7 protein-coding genes are annotated in these 14952 nt (G+C 38.1%); 1 reads left to right on the top strand and 6 read right to left on the bottom strand.

Going from position 1 to position 14952, the window contains the following annotated elements:
- Nucleotides 1-53: 53 nt before the first annotated feature.
- From F3D68_RS06750 to F3D68_RS06735, 4 genes are all read right to left on the bottom strand, one after another.
- Complete coding sequence (locus tag F3D68_RS06750; RefSeq protein ID WP_151193686.1) at nucleotides 54-3014, bottom strand: hypothetical protein; 2961 nt, start codon at nucleotides 3012-3014, stop codon at nucleotides 54-56.
- A gap of 217 nt (nucleotides 3015-3231) precedes the next feature.
- Complete coding sequence (locus tag F3D68_RS06745; RefSeq protein WP_151193685.1) at nucleotides 3232-4167, bottom strand: lipase family protein; 936 nt, start codon at nucleotides 4165-4167, stop codon at nucleotides 3232-3234.
- A gap of 134 nt (nucleotides 4168-4301) precedes the next feature.
- Entirely contained in the window at nucleotides 4302-7820 is a 3519-nt protein-coding gene (locus F3D68_RS06740; protein ID WP_151193684.1) for a glycosyl hydrolase family 18 protein, read from the bottom strand.
- A gap of 86 nt (nucleotides 7821-7906) precedes the next feature.
- Entirely contained in the window at nucleotides 7907-12346 is a 4440-nt protein-coding gene (locus tag F3D68_RS06735; protein ID WP_151193683.1) for an RCC1 domain-containing protein, read from the bottom strand.
- Between the two features lie 288 nt (nucleotides 12347-12634).
- On the opposite strand from F3D68_RS06735, the gene F3D68_RS06730 reads away from it, so the two are divergent.
- Nucleotides 12635-13894 (top strand): HlyC/CorC family transporter, encoded by a 1260-nt coding sequence (locus F3D68_RS06730; RefSeq protein ID WP_151193682.1) that lies wholly within the window; start codon nucleotides 12635-12637, stop codon nucleotides 13892-13894.
- Here the strand turns inward: F3D68_RS06730 and F3D68_RS06725 are convergent.
- Nucleotides 13891-14337: a PACE efflux transporter gene (locus F3D68_RS06725; RefSeq protein WP_117001377.1), complete on the bottom strand. Its 447-nt coding sequence runs from the start codon at nucleotides 14335-14337 to the stop codon at nucleotides 13891-13893. The two genes, F3D68_RS06730 and F3D68_RS06725, sit on opposite strands and share 4 nt — an antisense overlap.
- A gap of 239 nt (nucleotides 14338-14576) precedes the next feature.
- Nucleotides 14577-14952 (bottom strand): hypothetical protein (locus F3D68_RS06720; RefSeq protein ID WP_224728259.1); only part of this gene is annotated, 376 nt, incomplete at its 5' end.

Below are 14952 nucleotides of genomic sequence, written 5' to 3'. Positions count from 1 at the left end.
TCGTAAAATCAATTCTTTTAATAGAAATATTTGAGGATTTGATAATTAATGTTCTAGTCGTGTTGTACGATCGGATAATAATATTGATACCCTAACTCAGATATTTGGTAGCCTTCGCTAAAATCTGCTGATAGATAACTTAACTCAGTCCACTGTTTGTCGGCATACTCAAAGATTGAGAATTTATTTGAGCGCGGTGCTTCTTTTTTTACCTTTGCACCGATTAAAAATAACTTGCCATCAATTAGCTTCAATGTTTTTGCACTCGCCGCTGCATCTGGGATTTCAGTCAATTCACGACAATGTAAATAATCACCAAAATGCCCATGCTCATAATCAATATCACACTGAACAATTTCTTTTTTGCTATGTCCAGCATCAACTAAAGCATAGAAAGACATCGCATTGGGTATGGCAAGTACTGAATAAATTTCTTTGTAATGACTTGGCATTAAGTAGGATGCATCAGGATGATTGATAATAGTACTTTTATTTTTTTCCACAGGCTTACTTTGATGGTTAAAGAAATTAATGCTATGTGAGTCCGTATCGGGTGCATCAATTACTGCCATATAATCAGCTTGAGCAAAGTAGAGACTATGCTTTAGTAATCCTTGTGATATATAGAAACTCGTATCATCAACACCAAACCCAATTTTAAAAAAGTCACCAGAGCTATAATAGCTATCAAATCTAATTGCATAAGCGTTGCTATGTTGATCCATTAGTATTTTTACATCACCATAGCCTTTTTCATCAGTTTTAGAGACAAAATCTTCATGCCATGTATAGCCTGACGCTGTTGGTTTCCCAATCACTCTTACCCCATTTTCTGAAGAATTTCCAACAATCACTTGAAGCTCACCTGTTGGACTAAATATGGCTCTAAGACCAAGATAAACATAATAGTTACTCGGAAAGTTAAGGTTAACCCAAGTCCCACCAATATTTTTAAGCAGTTCAATGGTTCTTCTATCATTAAGTGACTTATCAATGACAACAACAGCCAATGTATTATGATCAGGATCATTCTCAAGCCAATAATATTGTTCTATCGTTCCTGCTGTATGCAAATGTTTTACTATTTTTTCTTCTTGAAAGTCAATACCATCATCCACAAACTGATAAAGCTCGTGACTAGAGTGTGTTGCATTTGGGGTGTCTGCATAAAGTGCTGTCTTTCTTGTTAGATTAAATCCATAGTCTTGACCAAGTGCATTAATCGTTAGCTGTGCCTGTGCTATATTCACATCAGAGGGACTAAACATATACAAATGACAAGATTCCCCTACCGCAAGATTAAACACCCCATCATTCACCTCACAATAATTGGGGCAAAGCTCAGCAGTACACCATGTTGCGCCGTAGCTTGAAGTACCATTACTACCGTTATATAACTCAACATTCTCAGGCAAATAAGTGCGATCAAGCCCTATATTTTTAATGCCAACTTCGCCATTGTTAACCAGTTTAATATAACCCATATTTGAACGATCATGTTTTTCAAAGGCTTCAACAACAATACTTGCATCAGCATCATTGATATAAAATGACTCATTAACATCAGCAGTCAAATTATTGCCTTGATCTATATGCAATAAATATCCATCGGGTGTAATATCTTCAGCGGCGTGTATTTTAACCTGACACGATTGCCCTACTTCAAGCGCTGTATTAAAACAATTTGACTGAGGATCAAGTGTTAAACCCGCTATGTTCTTATTGTCTTGCATAATATTAAAATGTGACATGTCAGGAAGGTCTGCTGTAAACGGACCATCATTGGTAATATTAATTTCAAAAGTCTCGCCTTGCTTAGCATGAACATCTTTCTCAATAGAAACATTCACCGGATTGATATTGATGGCATTTTGAGAATTTAATTTAGCTCCATGTTCTGTTGAGTAATCAAACACAATGTGAGCAGGTTGCGCATAATCGCTTACCCTTGCATTATCACCTGCTTTTAGCAGCACGCGACAAGACGCATGCGCTGCTAGTGTTTCTTGACAATTATTGTCTTCTATCACAATGCTATTATCTGCAATATTTTCAAGTGTCACAGAGTTAATCGTTAAAACCGTATCGGTGTTATTAGTATAAGTTACTGTCTGCATTTCAGGCTGTTGAAAAGCAACATCATTACTATCAACAATCGAAGTAGTAACTTCTAGATCAATAGCATGTGTATCTTTGGCATTTGCTGCCTCAATCATAATATCAACGGTATCATCTTGATGCATAGTAAGCGCATCTATTGTTTTCTGATCAATCGCTAAATTAAAACTAAAACTAAAGCTATCACCAACATGCAATTCATCTATCTGCGCAGCAGAAATATTTAAAGCAATATCCTTTAACCATTCTGGCAATTGGATATTTAGGGCGTTAATTGTTGCTGATGTATTATTTCGCACATCGACTGTAACCATCGAACCCGGTTTAAGATAACGGCTTGTTGTGATTGAACCCGTTAAATCAATTAAGCGTGCATCATGTTGAGAAACAAACTTTAATGACTTATTAATCTGCAAGTGTTCTGCATTATCTGATGTTCTTACGGCTAAGACTAAATGCCTATCTGTTTCTTGATCAATCGCGCCATTTAGCTTAGCTAAAAAAGCAATATGACATTGTTCACCTGCTGGTAATATTTTGCCTTGTCCATTTTCATCAAAACAAGTGTTTTGCGGTAAACTGAGATCATAATTCAACTCAACGCCATCAGTAACTGGCACATCAAAGCCTTGAATTTCTACTGAGGCATTACTACTTCTTTGACCAATAGCCCCAATTTTCACCTGCTCGACGACAGGATTCGTCACGGTATAGGATAAAACCGTTGTTTTACCTGATTGAATAACTGCGGGTGCTTTAATTGCTTCTGCGGCTGTCAATTGCGCTTTAACAGGTGTTGGAATTGGCATATCGCCACTGCTGCTACCGCCACCACCGCCACAGCCTATTAATGCTAATGAAAATAGTAATGAGGTATGCTTTAGATTAAATTTCATAATTTCTCCTAATGTTATTTTGTAGGGGGGTAATAGTGATATTTTTCAGATCAAAATATGAACTATATTGATGATTGAGTAAAATTAGATTTCCTAATATCTCTATTTGAATTATTGATATTGAACTTTATATGCTGACGCAATAACCATCTCAACATGAAATATGCTAAACAAAGGCTATTGAAGGGGTGATTGAATCAAAAATTGATGGGTATAACTATATCTCAGTCATTACCTGATTATAGTAGTTATCGACAGAGTGAATATTGATTACGCTTTGGCTGGTATTTAAGAAACCATTGAACTGACCAAAGTGATGATAACTTACTTTATGATGCATATATTTCGTATAAAGATCTCCTGCTATTGCCGTAGACCATACCACAGGATCTGGAATATTAGCCTCCCATACATAATTCTTAAGTAATGGGGCATATCTCTCAGCAAACGCTTCACTCCCAGGAGCAGGCTCAGCAAAGGTAATTAATTTAATCTTCTCACTAGAAAAGCCCTGTTCAATCAGATATGCAGCCATTAGCGTTGCCACCGCCGCTCCCAAGCTATGACCTGTAATCAGTAACTGGGTATCTTTGTTAACGTTATCCTTTAACCAGTTGGCAAAGTTTGTATCTCGTTCAACCACATCAAGCAGATAGCTGTAAAACCCGGCATGCACACCGGTATTTGTTTGCTCAAAATTCACTTGAAATGCTGCAGAATCAACGATTACATTACTAATGGTGTCTGTTCCTCTAAAGGCAATAATCGCTTTATTATCCTTTTTTGCAGCAAATACTTGCGTACCTAGAAGCGCTCCTTGCATCCCATTTCCTAAGTAGTTAAGTTGGTTTTCTAGGCTATATTGGGTGAGTGCATTTTGAAGTGCGGGTGATTTTGTCATTATTCTTGCTTTGTGTAAAATATTTTGTCTTTCATCACTTTCTTTAGCAAAGAAGAACTCATAGCGCCACCCATCTTCTTCAATTCTGGAGATTGATTCCTTGATATACTGATTATCTTCGATCGTTTTACTATGGTAAGCGGCTTCTGTCGCTGAAACTGCAAGCTTCTTATCTTCTGTGTTAATACCCGCTGAAGCAGCTCCTGCAAAGATCAGACTTAAGATTGAGGATATTTTAACTGTATTTTTCACGAACTATACTCCTTCTTATTTGAGAGATCATTTTACAAGCAGGCACAGTATAAATAAAAAATAATTTAAGTCAGTTTCAGCATCGTAACGTCATGTATTATCATTGTTACAAAGCGTTTTTAGATAAAAATACTCTAACCTGAGAAACTCTGCGATAGTGTATCAATTAAAGAAGGATCTGGATTAGTTGATGGATTTGGCACATCACCGGATGTATCCCAAAACATACCACCTTGTAATCCTTGTTGTTTTATCCATTGACCTTTTATGTTAACCATCGTTGCCGAGTCATAGGTGATAAACATTTTACTTATCGGATTGTAATAGTAACTTTCTATCACTTTATCAAAGGGATAAAGGATGCCACTAACACGATATCCAGAGGATGTTACTTCACCAAAATTACCGACACTTCTAAGCACCTCATTATTATCACGTACCAGAATATAAGTATATTCACTGGCTGTATCTTCAAAGCTTTGACAAACTTCAATTGTCTTTTGTACTGAGAAAGTCCCCCCCATGATACAGTTATACCCCAGATTGCCAACTTCCCATTCGCCATTACCTGCGTTACCGGTTTGATAAACGCCTGGGATATGGCTCTGACCTTCGGCAACCCCAACCCATTGACGCCCGTAAAGAGGAATACCAGCAACAATCTTATTATTAGGAACACCTACTGCATTTAATGCCGCAACTGAGCTTATTAAATTCCATGCTCCTTTAGTCGTCGTATAATTTGGTGCATCAGAACCTTCAGCAGCTGAGAGTGGCGCTTGATTGCCCGTCGTTTGATCCCAAGTCCCTGCAGCATCATAGGACATAATATTAATTGAATCTAAATAATCCATCATCTTACTGTAGCTATTGACGATAATATTATCGGGTGCTTGATTAATTGCGATACTTAAGTGGTAATGTTTGCCTGTAATATTGGCTAATTCATTGAGTTTTTGACGTGTCACTTTGATGAGCTCAACATAGTTATCTGCTTCCTCATATGCCAAATGCTTATCATAAATGGCTTGCTTTTGCGCGTCACTAATACTAGCCCCTGCGGCTTTAATCTCAGCTTGCGCTGCATTTAAAAAAGCATTTTGTACACCCCATACTGGAAATTCCCAATCTAAATCAAGTCCATCCATATCATATGCTTGAACTAAAGCCGCTGCTGTATTGGCAAAGTTCTCACGTTTTACTGGATCTCTAGCGACTTCTGCAAAATGCGTTGACCAAGTCCAGCCCCCTACCGAAAACACGGCAATCAACGTGTTATTGTATTTTTCTTTAGCAAAACCTTTTAATTGCGCTATACGCTCTAAATTACCATAAAAAGGCTTATCTGATCCTTCCCCTGACCATGTTCCGGGCTTATAGGTTCCGTGCTCTGTTACCACTTCAGTCGTAAAGCGCTTATCAATATCGGCATAACTATCGCCTAAGCTGACATTGCCATTGCTATCAAAGTTTAAAAATGCGTAATAAAGCACATCTAAATCTTTTGCATCCAAATCATGAATTTGATTATTTCGATCATAAGTTCCCCATGCCGGATAATACGCACCAACCTTATAAAACACGCTATCAGCGGTATAGCTTATGCTCAAATCTTTTGTGCTGTCTTTTTCAATTACCACCTGCTCGGTTTGTGATGCACTATAGTAGCGCTTATTTACTTCATCTAAGTAACCCTCATAGGATAGGTGATATACTCCTTCTGGCAACTCAAACTCTGTCATAAAGTTACTGGTACTTTTACTGATTACAACACGATAAAGCGCATCATAAACCGTTACCATCCGCTGTGATGCAGCCTGTGGCAAACCAGTCAGTGAAATATTAACATAACCCAACTCATTAGCAGCTACTTCTGTATAATCAATCGTCGCAGGTAATGACATACCTTGAGATATCGATATTTGCGGTGTCGAGAGAATATAACTCACACCATTGTATATAATCAACGATTGTAGCGTATACGCACCCTCGCTAAGGGCAATACCCTCAGAAGATCGCAACTGATCTAGCGTAAATGTAAATGTTTGATTATTGGCATCTGTCAATGTCAAGTTACCCATTGCTAAGGAAGGAATTCCACTTAATACAAATTTAACACTGATTTCATCAGGTGTTGGCGTAGGTGTTGGCAGCTTACCCAAAAAGGCACGCGTGAAATCATAAGGTGCTTGCTCCACGCCTGAATAATCAGGGCTTGCATGCTCTCCCAAATCACCTGTTTTATTTTGATTACGATCACCATCCATTGACCAAAATGAAATACCTGCCATTTTCTTTAATTTGACATATTCCTGCAAATCATAAGCATCTTGTGGATAAAACTCACTGTAATCATAATCAACGCCAATCTTTGGCGTGACACGTATCATCTGCCAGATTTCATCATCTGATGCCTCTTGATAAATTGACTTTAATTGCGTAAACCCCTTCTCAGCTGCAGCAATAACACTATCTGATATGGGCTTATCTTGGAGTTTTTGTGCATACCATGCCATTGTCATCATATTCCATTCAAAGACCTCTAGTCCTTTTTCCTTTGCGCGCTGTATGATCTGCATCGCAGAAGGTGGAAAACCATCAATATTTGCAGGTAAGGTAAATGAAAACTTAATACTCGGATTGGCTTGTTTAATTGCAAGCAAAGCATCTATTCGTTTATTATTTGCCTCAGTATCACCTAAAGCACCACCTTCAACATCAAAATCTATCATAAAAGGATCATAAGTATTAATGGCTTCTTGATAAACAGTAACAAGCTCATTAAGCGTACATTTACTTGCCACGGTACTGCCATTTTCACCACCAAATGAAATCCCTATATGTCCCCCTTGATTCTTAAGGTAATTGACTTCATTAACATAAAGTGCTTTATCTAAAGCAAGCTCAGGAGATCCACCCCATGCTGGAAAACAACTATCTGACCATGCATTTTGCGTAATAAATGCCAACACATAATCATAGTGTTTAGAAACATCGGCAATTTCTTGTAAATTGGATCGTGGTGGCACAGTTGACCATAGCATGTTAAAACTCACATCTTTAAACGGCATTAACGCAATATGCTCACTTTCTTCAGGCTCTGGTTCTGGTTCAACCTTTTGAAATGTAATTGCAATGGTTTTATTATCATTTGGGTATAACTCAATCTGATCATGAGATAGCGCATACTCAAGCTTATTCTCACCAAGCATATATGAAGATATCGTATAACGCCCGCTTTGCATCTCAACACCATTGGCAAGATACACAAGTGGATAGCTAAATTTTTGCCCAGTTTCATTGGTCAATTCAAGCATAACATTGTCTAACGCATTAGGCTCAGACGGTGCTTCATCAATAGTGGCTGTAAGCTGTCCTATCCCTTCTGGAATAACCTCTGGTTTAGGTTCTGGTTCTGGCTCCGGTTGAGGGTTTGGTGTTGGTGTTGGTGTTGGTGTTGGTGTTGGTGTTGGTGTTGGTGTTGGTGTTGGTATAGGCGTTGGATTTGGTGCAGGATCTGGCGATGTCGAAGGGGTTGGATTCGGCATTGAATCAGAAGATTCACCCCCACCACCTCCACCGCAACCTATCAAGACCATCGATGATAAAATAGTAATGAGTTTTAATTTTCTTTTATTAAAATAACATAGCATACAAAGCCCTCCTTTAAAGCATGTTAATTATCTTTGAAGTGATTTGATAAACAGTAAATGTATGGCGTTTTCTAACTTTGTAATGTTTAGACTATCGGCAATTTGCCAACAGCAGGAATGAGGCTATTATTGAGCGTACCATTACCAAGCTGACCATTTGTATTTCGACCCCAACAATAGCTATACCCCATACTAAGAATACATGTATGTGAACTTCCGGCAACGATTGAACTCATAAGTACACCTTCTGGAATATCTCCTTGTACAATCGCAATCGGTTTATTTTCATAACTACCCGTTTCAACGCCATTGCCAAGCAATCCATTACTATTTGCACCCCAACAGTAGACTTTATCATCACTTGCAATGGCACAACTATGAGCGCTACCCAATGCCATTGATTCTATAAACACACCTTCGGGCATTGAGCCACTTTCTACTTTTTTAGGTAAAGCTTCACCTAAAGATGGAGGCACTCCAGTACCTAATTGACCACTTTCATTATTACCCCAACAATAGGTTTCATTATGATCACTCACGCCACAGGTATGAGAATGCCCCGTGTATATGCTTTTTAAACTCACCCCTTCAAGGTTTACTTTAATTGGTGTATTTGATGTGTTCACTGGCAATTGAGTGCCCAACTCTTTATAGTAATTGCTGCCCCAGCAGTAAGCTTCTTTTGTATCTGTTAATAAACAAGCATGGTTATTTCCAAGAGAAATTGATTCAATCACCGCACCTGGCGTTATATTGCTTTCATTAACTCTTACAGGCACTGTCTTATTTGGATCGGCAATCCCAGCACCTAACACACCATTTTGGTTATTACCCCAACAGTAAACATGCTTATCTGTCGCTAGCGCACAAGAAAATGAAGCACCCGATTGAATTTCAGTAAGTTTGACACCTTGTGGAATCTCGCCATTTGCAAGTGCTTTGGGCGTATTACTCTCTTGAAAGCTACCATTGCCAAGCTCTCCTTTGTAATTAGAGCCCCAACAATACGCATCTCCAAGCTGATTAAGTGCACAAGTATGATAGAATCCCACCGCAATATTCTGCCACTGATTTCCTGCTGATGCTTCTCCTAAAACAACCGATACAGGCTCTAAAGCATACTCATAACTTTCTCCTGATCCTAATTGACCATTGAAATTACGCCCCCAGCAATAAGCATTATCCTTGTCATCGAGTGCACAAACATGATTATTAAAACTAGAAATCGAAGTGTATTTTACTGAAGAAACACCCAAGTCTAATTCAGATAAATTAATAGGTAGAATCGTTTGCTGTTCAGGTATTATCTTCAAGAGATAATGACCACTTTGAAGCGCCTCGTCGATCTGGACAGGCACTTTACAGTCAGTACTTTGTGTAGATTGTGAAAGAATACACATGCTCCCTTGAGGAAAGCTAATAGCAGGATGGTTTGCCCTGATACTATATTGCTGATCATCCTCTACAGAAGCGTACCAGTTCTCAGGTGCTGAAATCACCACATCAATGATTTCTCCTGCGCGCACAACATGATTAATGCTATGACCATTTTGCGCTAGCTGAACACTTGCCTTGCCATACTCGACAATTGATATTTGTCCAACATTCAACACATCAAGTGCCAAATTACTTTCGCCCATTTTAAGGCTTAGCTGATAGTTTGACTGTGTTAAAGCATGCTCATCAACCTCTAAGCCAATATAGCAATAGCCATCCGTAGCAACTGCAGATCCATCCGTACAATTTGGCATTATGGTTGGTGCGGTGATGCTAAGTCCACTAACGCCTTGGTCATGGCTGATCATATAATCTGAAATATTCGTTGAAGGAACCCATTGTATGCCTTCTTCATTATTGACTAATTTTAAGTTATATACCTTATGACCTGATAACGGTATTGCAATTGCACTGCCCTCGGCTTGATAAGTGATATCATAAACATAGTTCACTTCAAAATTCATCTGCAGTGTTGTTGTGCTTGTCACATCACCTTCAGCGGGTGTCATGATCAAATCAAGATGATCACCTTCAATAACATTTGCATTTGGTGATGCTATCAATGCTACTGCACACTTTTCCCCTGCTAATAAACTTGGAAACTCACTACAATTTGTTAACCCATTGATTGCGCCTGACATCACACGTGTAATACCACTGGGTAAACTTTCTGAGAAATTTATATCATAACGATAATTGGTTGGATTTTTTACCTCGATATACTGTTGATTAGGCTTGCCAAACACCATCGTATAAGCCAGCGTTTGCTCCTTATCCCCATGATTAAGATTTTCCGTATCAAAATAGGGAATGGTATCCACTTTAATCTTTGGAAAATAGTCATCTAATGCATTACTGCTTGTAAAACGTATTACCTGACCACCCGTTTCATCTTGATGATCATTATGTGTAATCTCATCCAGATGTGCTCTTAACGCAGCACTTAGATCATTTGCTGATTTATCCGATTTAAGGGGAATATTAACGATAAGCTCTTGATCTGGACTAAGTGTGATCATCTGCAACTGGCTTAAATCAACTAAATCATTAAGCCATTGCGGTAGCATGTGTATATTTAAAGCTGATAATACTTTACCCGTTGTATTTTTAATAAATATCTGTATGCCATCTTGATTGATATCAACATAATTCGTTTGCGACTGTAAAAGATTAATATCAGACAAACCGCTTACATCCTCGCCTGGTTGCGTAGGATCAACCACATCAATATTAAGCTCAGCAGTTGATTGCGTGCCATCTTGCCAGAGTATGATTAATTGCGGTTTAAAATTCTCGCCATCAATTTCATCTCCAGCAATATCAATTTTAAGCTGACAAGGATGATCACTACTGACAATATCACCTTGTTTACAACTGTTGGGATAACTCATATCTTGTGTAGCAGTTGATAGACCAACGACTTCAAAACCCTTAAATGTTTTGGATGATGGTGGTGCTATCGTAAAATACATTGATAAATCACGTCCTTTAATTACTGTTGCAGGCGTTAATGCATTATTACCACTAATGCCGTTAGCACTATAATTCGGCAACAAAAGTGCTGTGTTTTGCACATTAGAATGATCCAAATGCAATTTAAGTTGTTTCCCTGTTTGATCAGTATTTGGCAGTACAGTAATATAACATCCTGTATTTTTAGCTATTGTATGAGCAGTTAAACAATCAGGTGACTTAACGCCATTGCCTATAACAAATTCTGATGTGATATCATTCATCATTCCATCCATGATTTTATAGTCTTCTACATCAGATGATGGAAGCCATTGAATCAAACTATTATTTTGTAAATATATCTGATTCTCATGATCTGCAACTAAAGTACTTTCAAGACCAATAGCAACATTTGCATTCATATCCAGCAAAAAGCTCATTGAATTTGGTTCTCTATTGCTTTGATCATTCACCCTGAAACTTACATCAAAAACTTGATCGGCAGCATAGGCATTTGAAATGCTTGGATCAATCATAATGGTCACAATACAGCTATTATTTTTTTGTAATGGGAAATGGCATTTTGAGTGATTTACTGTGATATATTGGCTACCTTTTGTAATATCAGCTATAAGATTTGTCATGCTGTCTTGGCTGACATTAAGTATTGATAAATCCATCGCTAACTTGCCATCTATCTCACGAAAATTCTGAGCATTTGATTTTTGAATGACTAAATCATGCAAATAAATTATTGGTTGCAATGGGTAAACTTGCGTCGAAAAACGTGCACTTGAGTATTTTAAATGTACATCTTCTTTATTTGCATTAAGATCATCTTGCCACGCTTTTAGTGCCTGTTGCGCTTCTTTACTATCGATGATTTTAAAACGAATAATGGCTGATTGACCACTTTTAATCTCTGTCACAGTCGACATATCAGTGATAAATGGTTTGATCCCTTTAGGAAATTCAATGACTGGATAGTTAATCGGATATTGAGTGCTATTGTTCAAAGTGATGCTCGTAGTTTCGCCCACTGCTATGGGTGTAATCGAGCTAATCGTAAAGCGATCACTTTGAAAGACTGGATCAGTTGGTGATTTAAAAACAATTTGAACAGGCGCTTCAATGCTACCAAGATTGGTACCATAAACAACCTTGCCTTGATATTGATCTTCTTGATTGACCGTGCTTACTTTCCACTGATCAATACAGTTCTCAGCAGGCTGCAGAATTTTTTTGGTAAAGCATGACTGATCAGAGCTTATTTCCTCAAAGTGTATTGCATGACTTGAGGAACTAGTGCTCACAAACTCTCTTGAATATATTTCTAACTGCGTCTTATTATCAGCCGCCTGTAACAGCATTTGATTGATACTTCCTACTTCAACAGACATTTCAAGTATCGCTTCTTTATCACTCATATATGGACGCGAGACATCCGTCATAAGCTTGGCATTGGCTGCTATTGTTGGTGTATCAGGTGTCGCTGATGAGCCGCCGCCACCGCCACCACAGGCAGTTAAGCTTAGCGCAGATAAAATATAGAGTAATTTGTATTTCTTGCTGATCATATATATTCCTCGGGGTCGGATTAAATAATTGTTTGGGTCAAAATATGAACTTAAATAGCGAGAGCGTAAAATCAGATATTTAAATAGTCATATTATATTTTTGAATTTTTAAATTAAATTAAGTGTTTCTTAGTAGAAATTAGCATCAGAATCTTATGTGACCAATCTGAGAATCAATCTCGTCGCAAGCGCCCATTTTTGGCAATAAAAAACAATAAAAATAATGCACTGCCCACAGCTGATTGCTATGATAACCGGGTGATAAATTTAATATATAACCAATAACTCATGGATCTTAGCTTTACACTTCTTCTTTTGGTCATTTTAATTTTATGCTCTGCTTTTTTTTCAGGGTCTGAAACTGCAATGATGTCGTTAAATAAATATAAATTGCGGCACATGGCAAAACGTAAAAACAAAGCCGCCAAACGTAGTTTAAATCTGATTAAACGCCCTGATCGCCTGTTAAGCATGATTCTTGTTGGCAACACCTTTGCCAACATCATTGCCTCAGCAATCTTAACCAGCTATGCCGAGCAGCATTTTGGGCATATTGGCATGATTATTTCAACCATTGTGCTAACCATCATTATTCTTCTATTTGCTGAGATTATTCCAAAAACATTGGCTGCACTTTTCCCGCAACAATTAGCATTTCCCGCTTCTTTTCTACTACTCATCTTACTGGTTTTATTTTACCCACTTGTGTGGTTATTAAATGGTTTTGCTAATCTGTTATTTCGTTTAGTAGGACTTAAAATAAAACACAAAGAAACGGCTGAGCCATTAAGCAGTGATGAGATTCACTCGGTTGTCCACGACTCTAAAAGTAAATTGGGACCCCGAAACAAAAATATGCTTTTAGGTGTATTAGAGCTTGATCAGATCAAAGTTTCTGATGTGATGATCCCACATCATAAAATCGAATATATCAACTTGAGTCTTGATATTGTTGAAGTCATTCACCAAATCGTTCATGCAAAGCACTCTATCTTGATCGCGTGCTATGAAAACATTGAGAATATTGCCGGTATTATTCTCACACGCGAGGCATTAAAGTTTATTGCCACAGATGACACTCCCACCTATGAAGAGGTTTTAGCGCTACTTAAAGAGCCTTACTATATTCCCGATCATATCTCTATTAAGCGCCAATTGATTAATTTCCAACAAAAAGGCATGCGTTTTGCCACTGTAGTGAATGAATATGGTGAGATTGAAGGCATTATTACCGTTGAAGATATTATTGAAGAAATCGTTGGTGAATTTGCCGATACGTACAACCTTGAAACCCATATTAAAACAGGTAAAGATAATACTTATAGCACCACCGGAGATACCACCATCCGTGAAATTAATCGTCATTTGCACCTGCATTTGCCAACCCAAAGCGCTAAAACCATCTCTGGCTTTATTATTGACGAATTACGTGAAATCCCAATTGGCAACTGTTGCCTTAAAATCAATGGCTTTATTATCGAGGTGAAAAAGGTTGAAAATAATATGATAAAGCTTGTTAAGATCCATGAGATTAACTCAGTTTCTTAGGCGATTGCTCTACGCGATAACTGCAGATATAGACAGTCAAATAGCCAGTTGTATACAAAGGCATAGATCAAGAAAAATACGACAAAACCAATATCAACAATAAACGCCTGCCATAATGTCATATTAAGCCAGTAAGCAACGAGTGGAATCGTTACCACTAAAAGTCCCAACTCAAACAATAATGCATGTATTGCGCGCGTGATGGCACTGCGCTTGAAACGATCTTTGCCAAGCTTTGCCTCATAATGATCAAACATCCAGTTGTAGATGAAATTCCACAGCATCGCCATCAATGAGATAAGTACACCCAATGCACCGACTTCAACAATGCTTTTATTTAACACCAATGCCGCTACAGGGGCGAAAATGATAATTGCAAATAACTCAAAACCAATCATATGAATGATCCGTGTCGTTAAACTAAATCCATTATTCTGTTGCATAACAAACTCTCTTTGCTTTTTGTTGTCGCTTAAATTGGTCATTAGTTTAGTTAAATACCCGCCATTTTAAAACACGCACTAAATACGTGTGTTGGCTGAGCGTTAGTCGAAGCCATTTTCTGTCATTCCCTTTCCCGCTCCCCCCTTCGACTTCGCTCAGGGGACGGATGTTGGCTGAGCGTGAGTCGAAGCCATCTGTTGCTTTTCTTTTTCCCCTTCGACTGAGCTCAGGGGACGATCTAGTTAATCGCATCAATTAACGCTTTAAAGTAACTCGGTAACACACCACGATCATACCAACATAATGAAATTTCATGATCATAAAACCAATTATCTTTAAGAATGATCACTTTACTCTGATCACAATATTGCTCAAAAAACTGCTTAGTAACCACCGTATAGCCAAGCTCAAAGCCAACCAATTGCGCTAATTGATCAGGAGAGTTGATAAAATGTCGGTCTTTGCGTGCAAACTGCAATAAGTCATACTTTGCCAAATACCCAACTTGGTAAGCAAAATTTCTGAAACGTAGACAGCATAAGGCATTGAGCCATACACAAAGTTGAGTTAAGGCACTACAGATTTTTTTTGATTTTTTGTGGAGACGTGATCGA

Source organism: Cysteiniphilum sp. JM-1 (assembly GCF_008711525.1).
In the GTDB taxonomy this organism is placed as follows: domain Bacteria; phylum Pseudomonadota; class Gammaproteobacteria; order Francisellales; family Francisellaceae; genus Caedibacter.
The sequence above is the reverse complement of the archived record's forward strand: the minus strand, read 5'-3'. Positions and strand labels throughout refer to the sequence as shown.